The organism is Zoogloea sp., assembly GCF_030157465.1.
Classification (GTDB): domain Bacteria; phylum Pseudomonadota; class Gammaproteobacteria; order Burkholderiales; family Rhodocyclaceae; genus Zoogloea.
Genome location: NZ_JAOAUU010000020.1, coordinates 1 through 15,847, shown reverse-complemented (window position 1 = coordinate 15,847; position 15,847 = coordinate 1). Strand labels below are relative to the sequence as shown.

General features: G+C 65.7%; 13 protein-coding genes and 1 tRNA gene. 13 read left to right on the top strand and 1 reads right to left on the bottom strand.

Annotated elements, in window-relative coordinates; genetic code table 11:
- Nucleotides 1-9 precede the first annotated feature (9 nt).
- The 12 genes from alr (at nucleotide 10) to Q1W26_RS02590 (ending at nucleotide 14,771) form a co-directional block, all read left to right on the top strand.
- Entirely contained in the window at nucleotides 10-1,095 is a 1,086-nt protein-coding gene (alr, locus tag Q1W26_RS02645; protein ID WP_300435497.1) for an alanine racemase, read from the top strand.
- Nucleotides 1,095-2,471 carry a DNA repair protein RadA gene (gene radA, locus Q1W26_RS02640; RefSeq protein ID WP_300435495.1) on the top strand — a complete coding sequence of 459 codons (1,377 nt, stop codon included), beginning with the start codon at nucleotides 1,095-1,097 and terminating at the stop codon, nucleotides 2,469-2,471. The genes alr and radA overlap by 1 nt, the downstream gene beginning before the upstream one ends.
- A 185-nt stretch (nucleotides 2,472-2,656) precedes the next feature.
- Nucleotides 2,657-2,932, top strand: a complete 276-nt coding sequence (locus Q1W26_RS02635; RefSeq protein WP_300435493.1) for an HU family DNA-binding protein — start codon at nucleotides 2,657-2,659, stop codon at nucleotides 2,930-2,932.
- 183 nt (nucleotides 2,933-3,115) lie between these two features.
- Nucleotides 3,116-4,624, top strand: coding sequence for an efflux transporter outer membrane subunit (locus Q1W26_RS02630; RefSeq protein ID WP_300435491.1), 1,509 nt, complete (start codon nucleotides 3,116-3,118; stop codon nucleotides 4,622-4,624).
- Nucleotides 4,621-5,910: an efflux RND transporter periplasmic adaptor subunit gene (locus Q1W26_RS02625; protein ID WP_300435489.1), complete on the top strand. Its 1,290-nt coding sequence runs from the start codon at nucleotides 4,621-4,623 to the stop codon at nucleotides 5,908-5,910. Before Q1W26_RS02630 ends, Q1W26_RS02625 begins: the two co-directional genes overlap by 4 nt.
- Complete coding sequence (locus Q1W26_RS02620; RefSeq protein ID WP_300435487.1) at nucleotides 5,907-6,635, top strand: ABC transporter ATP-binding protein; 729 nt, start codon at nucleotides 5,907-5,909, stop codon at nucleotides 6,633-6,635. The genes Q1W26_RS02625 and Q1W26_RS02620 overlap by 4 nt, the downstream gene beginning before the upstream one ends.
- On the top strand, nucleotides 6,626-7,834 hold the full coding sequence (locus Q1W26_RS02615; protein WP_300435485.1) for an ABC transporter permease: 1,209 nt from the start codon (nucleotides 6,626-6,628) through the stop codon (nucleotides 7,832-7,834). The genes Q1W26_RS02620 and Q1W26_RS02615 overlap by 10 nt, the downstream gene beginning before the upstream one ends.
- A 317-nt stretch (nucleotides 7,835-8,151) precedes the next feature.
- Entirely contained in the window at nucleotides 8,152-9,276 is a 1,125-nt protein-coding gene (locus Q1W26_RS02610) for a HAMP domain-containing sensor histidine kinase (RefSeq protein ID WP_300435482.1), read from the top strand.
- Nucleotides 9,273-9,662: a response regulator gene (locus tag Q1W26_RS02605; RefSeq protein ID WP_300435479.1), complete on the top strand. Its 390-nt coding sequence runs from the start codon at nucleotides 9,273-9,275 to the stop codon at nucleotides 9,660-9,662. Before Q1W26_RS02610 ends, Q1W26_RS02605 begins: the two co-directional genes overlap by 4 nt.
- Before the next feature lie 48 nt (nucleotides 9,663-9,710).
- Nucleotides 9,711-10,913, top strand: a complete 1,203-nt coding sequence (locus tag Q1W26_RS02600; protein WP_300435476.1) for an ABC transporter substrate-binding protein — start codon at nucleotides 9,711-9,713, stop codon at nucleotides 10,911-10,913.
- Between the two features lie 19 nt (nucleotides 10,914-10,932).
- A complete protein-coding gene (locus Q1W26_RS02595) occupies nucleotides 10,933-13,902 on the top strand; it encodes a PAS domain S-box protein (protein WP_300435473.1) in 2,970 nt (989 codons plus the stop codon).
- Between the two features lie 14 nt (nucleotides 13,903-13,916).
- A complete protein-coding gene (locus Q1W26_RS02590) occupies nucleotides 13,917-14,771 on the top strand; it encodes an HD domain-containing phosphohydrolase (protein WP_300435471.1) in 855 nt (284 codons plus the stop codon).
- Between the two features lie 36 nt (nucleotides 14,772-14,807).
- Here the strand turns inward: Q1W26_RS02590 and Q1W26_RS02585 are convergent, their stop codons facing one another.
- Complete coding sequence (locus Q1W26_RS02585) at nucleotides 14,808-15,599, bottom strand: alpha/beta hydrolase (RefSeq protein WP_300435469.1); 792 nt, start codon at nucleotides 15,597-15,599, stop codon at nucleotides 14,808-14,810.
- Nucleotides 15,600-15,769: 170 nt separating this feature from the next.
- Between Q1W26_RS02585 and Q1W26_RS02580 the strand changes: the two genes are divergently transcribed.
- A tRNA-Arg gene (locus tag Q1W26_RS02580) sits at nucleotides 15,770-15,846 on the top strand.
- The last annotated feature ends 1 nt before the right edge of the window (nucleotide 15,847 follow it).

The following is a 15,847-nucleotide window of genomic DNA, read 5'->3' as shown; positions in this document are numbered from 1 at the left end:
TTCCGCACCATGCCCCGTCCCATTCGTGCCTCGATCGATCTCGAGGCCCTGCGTCACAATTACCTTCTAGCTAAAAACCGGGCCGGCCATGCCAAGGCTTTCGCAGTGGTCAAGGCCAACGCCTACGGCCACGGCCTCGACCGCGCGGTGCGCGCCCTGGGCGAAGTCGCCGATGGTTTCGCGCTGCTCGACCTGGCCGAAGCCCGCGCGCTGCGCGCCGCCGGCATCTCCCAGCCGATTGCGCTGCTCGAAGGCTTCTTCGAGCCGGCCGACATCGCTGAAATCCTTGCGCTCAAGCTCACCCCGGCCATCCACTGCGATGCCCAGCTGGCGATGCTCGAGCGGGCCCGGCTTGCCGAGCCGATCGACGTGCTTCTCAAGATCAACTCCGGCATGAACCGGCTGGGCTTTACCGCCGACAGCTTTCCGGCCGCGCTGGCGCAGCTCCGCTGCATCCCCGCGGTGCGCGACATCACGCTGATGACGCATTTTGCCCAGGCTGACGACGAGACCGGCATCGGCGCCCAGATGGGTGTGTTCCGGCAGATCACCGCCGGGCTCAAGCTGCCGCTGTGTCTCGCGAATTCGGCGGCGCTGCTGCGCTTTCCCGAGGCCACTGGTCACATCGTGCGGCCGGGCATCATGCTCTACGGCGCTTCGCCGATGCCCGATCTGCTGAGCGCCGAAGCCATTGGCCTGCGTCCGGTGATGAGCCTGACGACCGAGATCATCGGCGTGCAGGACATTGCCGTTGGCGAGCGGGTGGGTTACGGCGGCACCTTTGAAGCCACCGGCCCGACCCGGGTCGGAGTGGTGGCCTGCGGCTATGCCGACGGTTACCCGCGTCATGCCCCCACCGGCACGCCCATCCTTGTCGACGGGCGGCGCACGCGCACGCTGGGCCGGGTGTCCATGGACATGCTGGCCTGCGATCTCACCCACCTGCCGGATGCCGGCATCGGTTCGCCGGTTACGCTGTGGGGCGAAGGCCTTGCCGCCGACGAAGTGGCCGCAGCCGCCGGGACCATCAGCTACGAGTTGTTCTGTGCCCTTGCAGCCCGCGTGCCGGTTGGCGTGCGGGGAGATGCGGCCTGATGGCGAAAGTCAAAACGGTGCATGTGTGCTCCGAATGCGGTGGCAAGTCGCCCCGCTGGCAGGGGCAGTGCCCCCACTGCAATGCCTGGAACACCCTGATTGAATCGGTCGTCGAGCCGGAAGCGCCGGTGGCCAAGCGCTTTGCCGCGCTGGCCGGCGAGACCAGCCGCCTGCAGACCCTGGCCGACATCAAGCCGCAGGAATCCGCCCGCGTGCCGACCGGCATCGAAGAGTTCGACCGGGTGCTCGGCGGCGGGCTGGTGCCCGGCGGCGTGGTGCTGATCGGTGGCGATCCGGGCATTGGCAAATCAACCCTGCTGCTGCAGGCTCTGGCGCTGCTCTCGGGGCATCTCAAGGCCCTCTACGTCAGCGGTGAGGAATCTGCCGAACAGGTGGCGCTGCGCGCATCGCGCCTGCAACTCGACGCCCACGGCCTGCAGTTGCTGCCCGAGATCAACCTCGAGCGCATTCTCGGCAACCTGCGTGACATCAAGCCCGACGTGGCGGTGATCGACTCGATCCAGACCGTTTATTCCGAAGCGCTCAGCTCGGCGCCGGGCTCGGTGGCCCAGGTGCGCGAATGCGCGGCCCAGCTCACCCGCTTTGCCAAGCAGAGCGGCACCACGCTGATCATGGTCGGCCACGTCACCAAGGACGGCACGCTGGCCGGCCCGCGGGTGCTGGAGCACATCGTCGACACGGTGCTGTATTTCGAGGGTGACACCCATTCCAGCTTCCGGCTGGTGCGTGCCTTCAAGAACCGTTTTGGCGCCGTGAACGAGCTGGGCGTGTTCGCGATGACCGAGAAGGGCCTCAAGGGCGTCAGCAACCCGTCGGCGATCTTCCTCTCCCAGCACGGCCAGCAGGTGCCCGGCTCGTGCGTGCTGGTCACCCAGGAGGGAACCCGGCCGCTGCTGGTCGAAATCCAGGCGCTCGTCGATAGCGCCCACAGCCCGAGTCCGCGGCGTCTCTCGGTTGGCCTGGAGCAGAACCGGCTGGCGATGCTGCTTGCGGTGCTGCACCGGCATGCCGGTGTGGTGTGCTTCGATCAGGACGTGTTCGTGAACGCAGTGGGCGGCGTGAAGATCGCCGAGCCGGCGGCCGACCTCGCGGTGCTGCTGGCAATCGTCTCGTCGCTGACCAACCGTCCGCTGCCGCGGGAGCTGGTGGTGTTCGGCGAGGTGGGCCTGGCCGGTGAAATCCGCCCGGCACCCCGCGGGCAGGAGCGCCTCAAGGAGTCGGCCAAGCTGGGTTTCAAGCTGGCGCTGGTGCCCAAGGCCAACGCACCCCGGCACGACATCCCGGGGATGCGCGTGGTGGCCGTGGAGCGCATCGAAGAGGCGCTGGAGCGTTTGCGCGAGTTGGCGGACGGCTGAGTTACGGTTTTTTGCAATGCTGCGGCGCGGAAAGCCGCAGAAAACGTAGATATTCGTGGCACATCCTGAAAAGAGCCATGTAAGCTAGCGCCCTGCGGGTGGTGTGGTGTGCACAGCTGGCACCAGGCGTCACCTGTGGCGGCTTCTCTCTATCCACCCATTTCTTTCATTACACATTAAGAGCTATGAACAAGACTGAATTGATCGATGCGCTGGCTGGCAAGAGTGGTCTGACCAAAGCCGATGCCGGCCGTGCTGTTGACGGCGTCATGGAAATCATCTCCGAAGCACTCGGCAAGGGCGAAAGCGTAACCCTCGTCGGTTTCGGTACCTTCTCGGTTGGCGAGCGTGCTGCCCGCGTGGGTCGCAACCCGCAAACCGGTGCCGAAATCCAGATCGCGGCTTCCAAGCAGCCGAAGTTCTCGGCCGGCTCCAAGCTGAAAGACGCAGTAAACGGCTAAGTGCCAGCTTTTCGGGCGTGTTTCTGCACGCAGCGAAAAACAGAAAATGGCGATCCTTCAGGGTCGCCTTTTTTTGTTCACTGACTGGCAAACACGGACTGGCAGACGAGGCCCGCTTTATTGGCCCTTCCATGATCCTGAACAGAACGTGCCCCGGCCGGCTCCGTAAAATCGACGGAGTTGGTGTCCGGCCTTCCGCGCTGGCGCCCTGAATCCGGCGACACGATCATCACTGAATCACTTTTCCGTTGTGTGCCGTTCGCCCTGGCTGCGAGCCTGCTCGGTGCCTGCGCGGGCCTGCCGCCGCCGGTCGGGCCTGATTACGTGGCACCTGAAATCATCCTGCCGTCCACCTGGTCTGCGGCAGCGTCGGCGGGGGGCGTCGAGGCGGGCGGAGATCTCGCCCGCTGGTGGCGGCAGCTGGGCGATCCGCGGCTCGATGGCTTGATCGACGAGGCGCTGGCCGGCAGCCTCGACCTGCGCCTCGCCCAGGCCCGCCTGCGTCAGGCGCGGGCCAGCCGGGAGCAGGCGGCGGGAGGGCTTTTCCCGGTGCTGTCGGGCTCGGCCGGCGCGAGCCGCAGCCGCAGCGCGGCCAATCTTGCCAGCCTGCCGGCCCGCACGATCTACGATGCCGGTTTCGATGCAAGCTGGGAAATCGACATTTTTGGCGGCACGCGGCGCGGCATCGAGGCGGCTGGCGCCGATCTGGCGGCCAGTGAGGCCAGCCTGGACAACACCCGCGTTTCACTGGTGGCTGAAGTGGCCCGCAATTACATCGAGCTGATCGCCTTCCGGCGCCGGCTGGCCATTGCCCGTGACAACCTCGCCAGCCAGAGCGAGACGCTGCAGATCACCCAGTGGCGCTATCAGGCCGGGCTTGCCGCCGGCAGTGACGTGGAGCAGGCCCGCACCAGCCGCGAGCAGACCCGCGCCGGCATTCCCGATCTGGAGATCGGGCAGGCCGAAGCCGGGAACCGGCTGGCGGTGCTACTGGGCCGGCTGCCCGGAAGCCTGCAGGCGCAGCTGGCCGAAGCGCGCGAGCTGCCCGATTTGCCGGCGGCTGTCGGCGCCGGTATTCCCGCCGACGTGCTGATCCGTCGCCCCGACCTGATTGCCGCCGAACGCACGCTTGCCGCCGAGACGGCGCGCGTCGGGCAGCGTCTGGCGAAGCGTTTTCCGAGCCTCGACCTGGGGGCTTCGTTTGGCTGGCAGGCCTACAGTTTTGCGGCCCTTGGCGGAAGCGGCAGCCTGGCGCGGGCGGTGAGCGGCACGCTGGCGGCAACGCTGTTCGACGGCGGTCGCCTGAAGAGTGCGGTGGACATCCAGAGTGCGGTGCAGGAGCAGGCGCTGGTGTCCTACCAGGGCAGCGTGCTGGCAGCGCTGGAAGAAGTGGAAAACGCGCTGTTTGCCTATGCCGCCGGGCGCGAGGGGGTCGAGGCGCGGCGGGCGGCGGCCGTGGCGGCGCGGAATGCGGCGCAGCTGTCGCGCAATCTTTACCAGTCGGGGCTGGTGGATTTTCAGAAAGTGCTTGAAACCGAACGCACCCGGCTGAGTGCCGAAGACGCGCTCGCCACCGCCGAGGCCGGCATGCGGACCAACCTGATCAAGCTCTACAAGGCGCTGGGCGGCGGCTGGGCGCATTCCGCTGCCTGGCCGGCAAGCGCAGGCCCGAAGGGCAAGGAAGCGTCATGACAGAAACTGCAAAAAAACCGCCGGATGACTTGCTCGCCATTTTGAATTCGGCACCAAAGGGTGTGCTCGGGGGCGGCTGGTTGCGCCGGCTGTTGATCGGGGCCGGCGTGCTGGCCGCGCTGGTGCTTGTCGGCCTGATTTTTTTTTCGGGCGAAGACAAAGCCACCGGGCGCTACCTCACGGAGGAAGCGCTTACCGGCAATCTGGTCGTTACCGTGTCGGCCAGCGGAACCCTTCAGCCGACCAAATCCGTCGACGTGGGCAGCGAGCAGTCCGGCACCCTGGCCAGCGTGCTGGTGCAGGAAAACGATCACGTCAAAAAGGGCCAGCTGCTGGCTCAGCTGGATTCCGCAAAGTTGAAGGATGCGGTGGCCAAGTCCACGGCGGCGCTGGCTGCGGCCGAGGCGTCGGTGGCCCAGGCGCGGGCGACGGTGGTGGAGGCGAAGGCGTCGCTTGCACGCATGCGCCAGGTGGCCGTGCTGTCCGGCGGGCAGGTGCCGGCCAGGACCGAACTCGAAACTGCCGAGGCCGGCGTGTCGCGGGCGGTGGCCAACGAGGCGGCGGCCCGCGCCACCGTGGTGCAGGCCGAGGCGGTGCTCAAGACCGACCAGACCAACTTGTCCAAGGGCACGATCCGTTCGCCAGTGGATGGCGTGGTGCTGACGCGCAAGGTCGAGCCGGGGCAGTCGGTGGTCGCGGCGATGACCATTCCGGTGCTGTTCACACTGGCCGAAGACCTCGCGCGCATGGAGTTGCAGGTGAAGGTGGACGAGGCCGACGTGGGCACCGTTAAGCTCGGCCAGCCGGCCAGTTTTACCGTGGCGGCGTGGCCGGGGCGCAATTTTCCGGCCACCATCCAGCGCGTGGGCCTTGGTTCGACGATCACCGACAATGTGGTGACTTACAAAACCGTGCTCACCGTGGCCAACGACGACCTGGCCCTGAGGCCGGGCATGACGGCTACGGCCTCCATCGTCACCGCCAGCCGCGAGAACGTGCTGCTGGTGCCCAATGCCGCGCTGCGCTTCACGCCGCCGCAGGTGAGCGCGCCCAAGCCTGACGGCGGCATCGTGGCCGGTTTGTTGCCGCGTCCGCCGGCCGCGCCAAAAAAGTCGCTGAACGTCAGCAATCCCGGTGCGCCGCAGTTGTGGGTGCTGGACAACGCCACGCCGCGGGCCGTGCCGGTAAAAACCGGTGTCAGCAACGGCCGCCTCACCGAGATCCTGGGGGGCGAGTTGAAGGCCGGGATGGCGGTGATCACCGATTACCAGGAGGCGCCGCGGTGAGCACGGCGCCGGCTCTGATCGAGCTTTCCGGCATCGCCAAAACCTACGGCACCGGCCAGGCGGCTTTCCAGGCCCTGCGTGGCGTCGATCTGCGAATTGTCTCTGGCGAGTTCATCGCGGTGATGGGGCCGAGCGGTTCGGGCAAATCGACGGCGATGAACATCATCGGCTGCCTCGATACGCCAAGTGCCGGCGAATACCTTTTTCAGGGCGTGCACGTGGAGCGGCTGGGGCGCAACCAGCGGGCCCTGCTGCGCCGGCATTGCCTGGGTTTCGTCTTCCAGGGCTTCAACCTGCTGGCCCGCACGTCGGCCCAGGAGAACGTCGAACTGCCGCTGCTTTACCGCGGCGAGGAGGCCGCGGCCCGCCACGCCGCAGCGAAGGCGGCGCTGGCGCGGGTGGGCCTGGACGGGTGGGAGGCGCACACGGCGGCCGAGCTTTCCGGCGGCCAGCAGCAGCGCGTGGCCATTGCCCGGGCCATCGTCACCAGCCCGCTGGTGCTGCTCGCCGACGAGCCCACCGGCAACCTCGACAGCACGCGCAGCCACGAAATCATGGAATTGCTGGCGGCCCTGAACCGGGAGCAGGGCATCACCATCATCATGGTGACCCACGAACCCGACATGGCGGCCTACGCCCGGCGCATCGTGCATTTTGTGGATGGCGCGGTGGCCAGCGATGAAGTGAAGGATGAAGCTCGGGAGGAGGGCGTGGCGTGCTCCTGAGTGCCCTGCTGCTGGCCCTGCGCGAGATTCGCCGCAACCTGATGCGATCGTTCCTGACGGTGCTGGGCATCGTCATCGGGGTGGCGGCGGTGATCACGATGGTGACCCTCGGCAACGGGGCGACGCGGATGGTATCCGACCAGATTTCCAGCCTCGGCAGCAATCTGCTGATGCTGCGCCCCGGCCAGCGCCTCGGGCCGGGGCGTGACAGCGCGGGCTCGCCCAGCTTTCGCAAGGCGGATGTCGAAGCGATCCGCAGCCAGGTGAGCAGCCTGCAGGTGGTGGCGCCGGTGGCCGGCAGTTCGGTGACCCTGGTGGCGGGCAACAACAACTGGTCGGCCTCGATCAACGGCACCACCAACGCCTACCTGATTGCCGGCAACTGGAAGCTGGCGGCCGGCCGGGAGTTCCTCGACGACGAAGAGCGCGCCGGCAAGGCCGTGTGCATCATCGGCGCCACGGTGAAGAAGGAGCTGTTCGGCAGCCGGAATCCGCTGGGCGACGAGATCCGCGTCAAAACCTTCACCTGCCAGGTGATCGGCCTGCTGGCCTCGAAGGGGCAGGGGGCGATGGGCATGGACCAGGACGACATCGTGCTGATGCCCATCAGCACCGTGCAGCGCCGCCTCACCGGCACCCAGGATATTCCGACGATGATGATCGCGCTGCAGAACGGCGCCGACACGCCGGCTGTCATGGCGCAGATCCGTTCGCTGCTGCGCGAGCGTCGCAAGCTCGCCGAAAACGAGGCCGACAATTTCAACATCATGGACACCCGGCAGATCGCCGAAACGCTCTCCGGCACCATCCGCACCATGACCGGCCTGCTGGGGGCGGTGGCGGCGGTGAGCCTGCTGGTGGGCGGCATCGGCATCATGAACATCATGCTGGTGTCGGTCACCGAGCGGACGCGGGAAATCGGCATCCGCCTCGCCATCGGGGCCCTCGAGAACGAGGTGCTGCTCCAGTTCCTGATCGAGGCCGTGGTGCTTTCGGCCTTTGGCGGGCTGGTCGGCATTGCGCTGGCCTTTGTGACCTGCATCGGGCTGTCGTCCCTGATGCACATGCCCTTCTTGTTCAATCCGGGCATCAATCTGCTGTCCTTCTGCTTCTCGGCCGCCATCGGCGTGGTGTTCGGATATTTTCCGGCCCGCCGCGCTGCGCAGCTCGACCCCATCGACGCGCTGCGTCACGAGTGACGGGCGGCGCTTCAAGCCGTTCCGGGTCGATGCCCGCGGCGCTTGAAGAAGATCCAGCCCTTGCTGTAAACCCCCCGATTCGACGAGTTCCCGCGCCTGCAGATGGCTGGCGGCGATGGAATGTCTTCTGTTTTACGCATTCCGAGCGTGTGCCTGCGGTGACGATTGGGTATGCGTGTGGATTTGTGACGAAAGTCACGGTTTTGTGGGCTATAAGCCGATTTCCTACGTAAATATTAGAAACGATTAAAATGACAAAAACAACAATTTCGTTAAAATAAGCGAAGACAATTTTTACCCGCATTGCAATGAATCCGATGATGAAGCGTCTCTTCCACACTGTTCGCGACGGCATTTTCATCGTCGGGCGGGATGGCGTCGTGCGTTTCGGGAACGAAGCCGCCCTGTGCCTGATTCCGTGCCGGGTCGGGGTCGCGATGCCCAACCCGGCGCTGCTGCGAATGATCGAGGCGGTGAATGGCGGCCATGTCGCTGTGCCGCACGCGGCGGATATCGAGATTGGTGAGGATTGCCTGGTGGCCGCGGCCGACACGATTCGCGCCCACCTGCTGGCCAGCCCGGTGGGTACCGATTACGTGGTGATCCTGCATAACCTGACCGAAGAGCATTTTTACGCCAGCGCCATTGCCAACCTGTCGGGCATGGTGGAGCGGGAGTGCGGCGCGAATCTCGAGCGTTTCCAGGCGGGGCTGGATGCACTGCTGCTCAGCATGAACGCCATTGGCGAGCGTGCGCCGGGTCTGGCTGATCAGGCCCGCGATGCGGTGAGCGAAGGGCGCAAGCTGCTCGATGCCCTGCGACGTCTTGCCGATCTGGCGCGCATCACCGGTGGCGAACCGATTGCCGACGACGAGCGCATTCCGGTGCCCGAGTGGATCAACGGCTGCGTGGATCTGCTGCGGCCTGCGGCCACGCTGCGCGGTATTTCGCTGCTGGTGGAGCGTCCCGCCGACGAGATGCCACCTGTTTATGGCAGCCGTGCCTGGCTGGGGCGGGCCTTCGGTGAGCTGCTCGACAACGCCATCAAGTACGGGCCGGCACGCTCGAACGTGCTGGTGAGCTTCAAGCAGAACGGCAACTTCCTGTTGATCTCGGTGCGCAACTACGGTGATCTCGTGCCGATTCATCTGCGCGAACGGCTGTTCCAGGTGCTCTACCGGGGACGCAACGCCGAACGCAAGGACACGCCGGGTCTCGGCCTCGGACTTGGCCTGGCCCGCCAGATCGTGCAGATGCACGGCGGCAACCTGACCCTTGCTTCGGCTGAAGACGGCATGACCGATTTCACGATTGAACTGCCCACTGGTGCGCCGAGCGGCGACGCCAAGGCCCTTGATCTTGCCCAGGCCCAGCGCTACGCGCAGGATCTGGCGCGACTGATGAATCGAAACAAGCGCAAAACCGAGGGAGCTGAACAATGAAATCGATCGTATTGGTGGTCGAGGACCAGCCGGACATCCGCAAGCTGATTCGCATGACCCTGGATTTCGGCGAGTTTGAAGTTCATGAAGCCGAGAACGGTGTAAGCGGGCTGCGCATGCTGGGGGCGGTGCGGCCGAACATCGTGCTGCTCGACGTGATGATGCCGGGCGAGCTGGATGGTTTTCAGGTGTGCCGGAAGATCAAGGAAGCCCGTGAAACTGCCGGCACGATGGTGGTGATGCTGACCGCACGCGGCCAGCAGGCCGACCTCAACGCCGGGCGAGACGCCGGCGCCGACGCCTATCTCACCAAGCCTTTCAGCCCGCTGGAGCTGATCGACAAGGTGGAAAGCCTGCTCGAGCAGCAGGCCCGGGAAACTGTCTGAGCACGCGCACAAGCCTTCTGTTTATTTGGGATTTCCATGAAAAACGCCGTGCCTGACCGTCGTCGCTTCATCCAGTCCGCGCTCGTCCTGGGGGCCGGTGCGGCCCTGCCGGCCAGCGCCCGTGCCGCAGCGGCACCGGTGCTGATCGGTTTCGACGCGGAGCTGCGCGACCTGACCAGCACTTCCGACGAAGCGATTCGTGCCGGGCTGGATTTTGCGCTGGCCGATATCAACCAGGCCGGCGGCGTGCTGGGCGGTCGCCCGCTCGAACTGGTGGTGCGCGACAACCGCACCGTGCCGGCGCGCGGTGTCGACAACGCCATCGAATTTTCAATGATGAAGGACATGGTGGGCTTTTTCGTCGGCAAGTTCAGCCCGGTGGCGCTGGAGCAGGTGCCGGTTGCCAACGGAAACCGGATCCTGATGTTCAATCCCTGGTCCGCGGCGGATGCCATCGTCGATAGCGGCGCCCAGCCCAACAACGTGTTCCGTCTGTCCCTCAAGGACTCCTGGGCCATCCGCACGATGACGCGCCACCTGCTTGCCCGGCGCAGCCGGCGGATCGGCATCCTGGTGCCCAACAGCGCCTGGGGCCGCAGCTGTGTCTCCGCGGCGAGAAACGTGCTCGACAGCAGCCGCGATGCGGCCCTGGTGGGGGTCGAGTGGTTTACCTGGGGTGGCGCGAAGAGCTTCATGGAGCAGTACGTCAGCCTGCGCCGGCTTGGCATGGAAGGCCTGCTGATGGTGTGCAATGAGCGCGATGGCGCGCTGTTCCTCAAGGAGCTGGCCACCATTCCGGCCGGCGAGCGCGTGCCGGTTGCCAATCACTGGGGTGTCAGCGGTGGCGATTTGCCCCGCCTTGCCGGCAAAGCCCTGAACGAGCTGGATTTTGCGGTGGTGCAGACCTATTCGTTCGAAACGCCTCGCAACGCCCTGGCGCGGAGCCTGGCCGAGCGGGCGATGGCCCTTTTCAGGCAGGACGATCCGTCCCGCATTCCGTCCGTGGTGGGCCTGGCGCACGCCTACGACTTGATGCATCTGGTGGCGCGGGCGATCAACCGCGCCGGGTCGACCGATGTGGCGGCCGTGCGCATGGCTCTTGAAAACCTGCCGCCCTACGAGGGCGTGATCCGCCGCTACGCGCCGGCCTTTACCGCCACCCGCCACGAGGCCCTTGGCCCGGACGAGCTGTTCATGGCGCGCTACACCCCGGATGGGCGGCTCCTCCGGATTGCGTCCTCGGGGAGCTGAGGCGATGTTCGGAAAAGCGATGTCCCGCGTGATCCGAAGGGCCACAGAGTGGCTGGGCGAGAGCCTGGCCAACCGCTTCTCGGCGCTGGCGCTGATGATCACCCTGGTCATTGTCGTGCCGCTGGGCGCCGTGGCCTACGGCATCATCCACCATCTGCTCAGTCAGAAAATAGAGGCCGAGCTGCGTAACGTGGTTGCCCTGGGCCACTATGGCCTGGAGCAAGCCCTGCGCGAGCTGAACGGCGACATCAACTCGATGGCGCGGCGTTCGCTGGTGACCAACGCGATCGGCGATTCGGAAGGGCGCGACGCCTACCTGCTGCCCTTCCTGCGCGAGTTTGTCGCAGCCGAACCGCGCATCGCCGCGATCAGCATCCACGATTACAGGGGGCGCGCACAGATCACCGTCGGCAGCGGCAGGCTGCTGGAGGACGAGATCCAGCCGCTGATCGAGGGGGTGATCAGCGGCGAGAAGGCGATCAGTACGGATCTTCGGAGCAATGCCGGCGACACCCGGCTCCTGATTGCGGCCCCGATCGTGTTTACGCCCACCCGCTCGGTGGAAGGCGCACTCAGCGTTGAAATCGACCTGCCGGCCTTGTTCGGCCGCTACTTTGCCGGAGCGCCCGAGCACCACCGGGTGCGCCTGCTCGACGGGCAGGGGCGTGAGGTGGCGCGCACCGGCGACAACACCGGCGAGCAGAATTCGATCAGCCTGGAACTCGACGAAAGCAGTGGCCTCAAGGGCTACCGCATCGAGATCGGCGTCGATTCGACGGTGGTCTACCAGTCGATGAGCCTGCTGGCTCTGGGTTTTGTCGTGACGGGCCTGTTGACCCTGGGCCTGGCGAACCGGCTGTCGGTTCGGGCTGCCGAGCGGCTTACCCGCGGGCTGCGCGAACTGAGCCGTGCCGCCCGCGAGATTGAGGAAAGCGGCGACAGCACGCGCCTGTATCGTCTGCCGATCCAGGGTTGCGACGAGATTGCCACGCTGACCCTGGCCCTGAACCGCATGATGGTTTCGGTGCGTGGCGCCCACGAGGCGCTCGAAGCGCGCGTCGAAGCCCGCAGCCGGCAGCTGGCCGAAACCCAGGGCCGGCTCGCGGCCATTCTCGATTCGCTGCGTGACGTGGTGTATTCGTTCTCGCCCGATTTCGTGAGCGTGCTCTACATCAGCCCCTCGGTCACCGAACTGACCGGCTCGGATATGGCCCAGTCGCCGGATTCGCCCTTCGGCCTGACCAGCTTCATCCACCCGGACGAACGCGAAGCCGCGCGCAAGGCCTATCTGCAGGTGCTCTCGGAGGGTTACGGCGAGCAGCGCTACCGGATCGTCCGCACCGACGGGGAAATCCGCTGGGTCAGGGACCGCTTCCATGTCGTGCTGGACGAGGAGGGCACACCGCTGCGCATCGACGGCATCGTCACCGATGTCACCGAAAAGGTCATGGCCGAGGAGGAGCAGGCGCGCACGGAGACCATCCTGAACATGAAGAATCGCGCCCTTGAAGCCAGTTGCAACGGCATCGTGATTGCCGACATGACCCAGCCGGAGGCGCCGATCATCTATGTGAACCCGGCTTTCGAGCGCATCACCGGCTATTCCGCCAGCGAGGCGCTGGGGCGCAATTGCCGCTACCTGCAGGGCTCCGACATGGATTCGCCCGAGGTGCGGGCCCTTCGCCACGCCATTGCCAACGAGCGTGAAACCCAGGTGGTGCTGCGAAATTTCCGCAAGGACGGCCAGCCGTTCTGGAACGAACTGTCGGTGTCGCCGGTGCGCGATCCGGTTAGCGGCAAGCTGACCCACTATGTCGGCATCCAGCACGACATCACCGCCCGCCGCGAGGCCGAGCGCCAGACCTACGAGTGGTTCGTGCGCCTCGAGACAATCTTCACCCTCAGCCCGGACGGCTTTGTGTCCTTCGACAGCAACGGCCGGCTGGCCTTTGCCAACCCGGCCTTCGAGCGCATGAGCGGCTTTACGGTGGCGGATATCGTCGGGCTCACCCTTGAAGAATTCGACGAACGCATGCGCGTCCTCGGCGATCCGGCCGAGCCCTACACGCCGGCCGGCGTCGATCTGGCCGAGAACTATCAGGATTCCCGTCGTCGTCACCGCCGCCGCACCCTGCCCATGCTGCTTCCGGCGCCACGCGTGCTCTCGCGGAGCGTGCGCCGTGTGGGCAGCAACAACACGGCCTTCGTGCTGTACTACCGGGACGTTACCCGCGAGACCGAGGTGGACCGCATGAAGAGCGAGTTCCTGTCGACCGCGGCCCACGAGCTGCGCACGCCGATGGCCAGCATCATGGGTTTCTCCGAACTGCTGCTGACCCGCAAGTACGACGAAAACCGCACCCGCGATTTCCTCGACACGATCAATCGGCAGTCCACCCGCCTGACCTCGCTGCTCAACGAACTGCTCGACCTGGCGCGCATCGAATCCCGTGCCGCCAAGGATTTTCAGCTCGTCCGCCAGCCTCTCGGGGCCATCGTCCGCGACACCGTGGCCGCTTTCATGATTCCCGGCGACAAGCGCTCGATCAATCTCGAGCTGCTGGGCGAGTTGCCCGAGGTGATGGTCGACGCCGCGAAGATCCAGCAGTCCCTGGTCAACGTGATTTCCAACGCCTTCAAGTATTCGCCGGGCGGCGGGTGCGTGGAGCTGTCCAGCGAACTGCAGGAGGACCGCATCGGCCTCAGGGTTCGCGATGAAGGGCTGGGCATGACGCCCGAACAGTGCGCGCGGGCGTTCGAGCGCTTCTACCGCGCCGACAGCTCGGGGAATATTCCGGGCACTGGCCTCGGGCTGTCCCTCGTCAAGGAAATCATCGAGATACATGGCGGCAGCGTGGACCTCGACAGCGAGGCGGGCGTCGGAACGACGCTCACTCTCTGGTTGCCCGTGGCCCCACCCATCGGGGACGCCGCACCCGCCGAAACACAGGACCAAGGCGCCGCAGCGCCTGTCCTCGAAAATGCCTGAACAAGGAGCACATGATGACGAACCGTCACGGCACGCTGCATCAATTCACCGCCTTCACGCTGCCTGCCCACGGCACGGGTCTGGCAGACCAGCTTGACGAACTGACCCGTCGCCGCGATCAGGACCACCGCGAGCGGGTCGCCGCCGAGGCGCGGCTGAACCAGCTGACCCTTGAAGTGCAGACCCTGCGCAGCGAACGCGACCGGGCCTACCGCGCGCTCGAAGATGCGCATCAGGAAACCCTGTTTCGCCTGGCGCGCGCCGCCGAACACAAGAACGGTGAGGCCGGCAACCACATGCGCCGGATCGGCCTCTTTGCGGGAATGATCGCTGAGGCGCTGGGCTACCCGGACGAATACTGCGAGCTGCTCTACAAGGCGGCCCAGCTGCACGATATCGGCATGATCGGCATCCACGAGAGCATCCTCCGTAAGCCCGGTGCGCTGACGACCGACGAATGGAAGCTGATGCGTGAACATCCGCGCATCGGCGCCGGCATCCTGTCAGGCTCGGATCTGCCCATGCTGGAGCTGGCCGCCGAGATTTCGCTCTCGCACCACGAGCACTACAGCGGTGCCGGCTACCCGCTGGGCATCGCGGGCGACGCCATTCCGCTTTCCGGGCGGATCGTCGGGCTGGCGGATTTCTTCGATGCGCTGACGATGGACCGCTGCTACCGCAAGGCCCTGCCCGATGCAGAGGTGCTGGAGATGATCCGCGAACGCCGCGGCCAGCAGTTCGACCCGCGCATCGTGGATGCCTTCATGGGCATCGCCGACAAGATCATCCTGGCCCGCGACTCTTTGAGCGAGATCGAGGCCATCTGCGACATGCCGGATGTAAACGGCGACTGGTGGATGGCGTTTTGAGCCGGCGCCTTACGGGTAAGGGCCGGTTTAAAAGGCTCAGGCCGCGCTTTCCTGGGCATCCAGGATGCGGGCGACAAAACCTGACACCGCCTCGATCACCGCTTCGGGCTGATCCTTGTGGGGCGAATGGCGGCAGTCGGCCAGCTTGACCAGATCCACGTCCGCCACCTGGCGGGCGATGCGCTCGATCTGGTCCATCGTTCCGTACTCGTCATCCTCGCCCTGGAGCGCCAGCACCGGGCAGCGGATGGTGGCGAGATAGTTCTCGATGTTCCAGCTGCGAAAGGCCGGGTCCAGCCAGATGTCCTGCCAGACGCGGAAAGTTGTCGCCGCGTCGCGGTGGTGGCGGGCGAGGCGGGCGGGCAGGTCGGTCGTCTTATAGAACTCGACCGCCTTGCGGATGCCCGCGAGGGTGAAATCCTCGACTAGCACATGGGGCGCCATCACCATGATTCCGGACAGCGGGCGGTGGGTGCCGCCGGCGTTGATCAGCGCAATCGAGCCGCCGTCGCTGTGGCCCAGCAGGAAGGGCTGCTCCAGACCCAGGGTTTGCAGCACGGCTGGCAAGGCCTCAAGGGCTTCGTCGTGCATGTAGCGGGGCGTGCGAGCCTCGCCCCGGTGCGGCGTGGAGCGTCCGTAGCCATAGCGCGAGAAGACCACCGCCTCACACCCGGTGGCATCGGCCACCCGCTGGGGAAAATCCCGCCACATGGATACGGAGCCCAGGCCTTCGTGAAGAAAGACGATCGCCGGTGCGCCCGGCCGCGGGTGAGCGGAAACAAGGCGGACGATTTCGAGTTCCGTATCGAGAATGCGCAGGGTTTTCATGGACGCTCCGGGCTGGGTTCAGTGTTTGAAAGCCCGATTATCCCGAAAACCTTCCCCGGACTCTCTTGGGGAAAGCCCCCGCGTAAACGTCGTCACCGACTAATTTCATCGAAATGCAACGAAGGGCTTCCAATTTCTGTCAGAGTGTATATAATCTTTGGCTTCACGTAGCGCCCGTAGCTCAGTTGGATAGAGTACTTGGCTACGAACCAAGGGGTCGTGGGTTCGAATCCTGCCGGGCGCACCAG

Coding starts and splice junctions, on each gene's coding strand:
- Q1W26_RS02625 (WP_300435489.1), top strand. CDS start 4,621: ATGACAGAAACTGCAAAAAAACCGCCGGATGACTTGCTCGCCATTTTG.
- Q1W26_RS02585 (WP_300435469.1), bottom strand. CDS start 15,599: ATGAAAACCCTGCGCATTCTCGATACGGAACTCGAAATCGTCCGCCTT.
- alr (WP_300435497.1), top strand. CDS start 10: ATGCCCCGTCCCATTCGTGCCTCGATCGATCTCGAGGCCCTGCGTCAC.
- Q1W26_RS02610 (WP_300435482.1), top strand. CDS start 8,152: ATGATGAAGCGTCTCTTCCACACTGTTCGCGACGGCATTTTCATCGTC.
- Q1W26_RS02590 (WP_300435471.1), top strand. CDS start 13,917: ATGACGAACCGTCACGGCACGCTGCATCAATTCACCGCCTTCACGCTG.
- radA (WP_300435495.1), top strand. CDS start 1,095: ATGGCGAAAGTCAAAACGGTGCATGTGTGCTCCGAATGCGGTGGCAAG.
- Q1W26_RS02595 (WP_300435473.1), top strand. CDS start 10,933: ATGTCCCGCGTGATCCGAAGGGCCACAGAGTGGCTGGGCGAGAGCCTG.
- Q1W26_RS02635 (WP_300435493.1), top strand. CDS start 2,657: ATGAACAAGACTGAATTGATCGATGCGCTGGCTGGCAAGAGTGGTCTG.
- Q1W26_RS02605 (WP_300435479.1), top strand. CDS start 9,273: ATGAAATCGATCGTATTGGTGGTCGAGGACCAGCCGGACATCCGCAAG.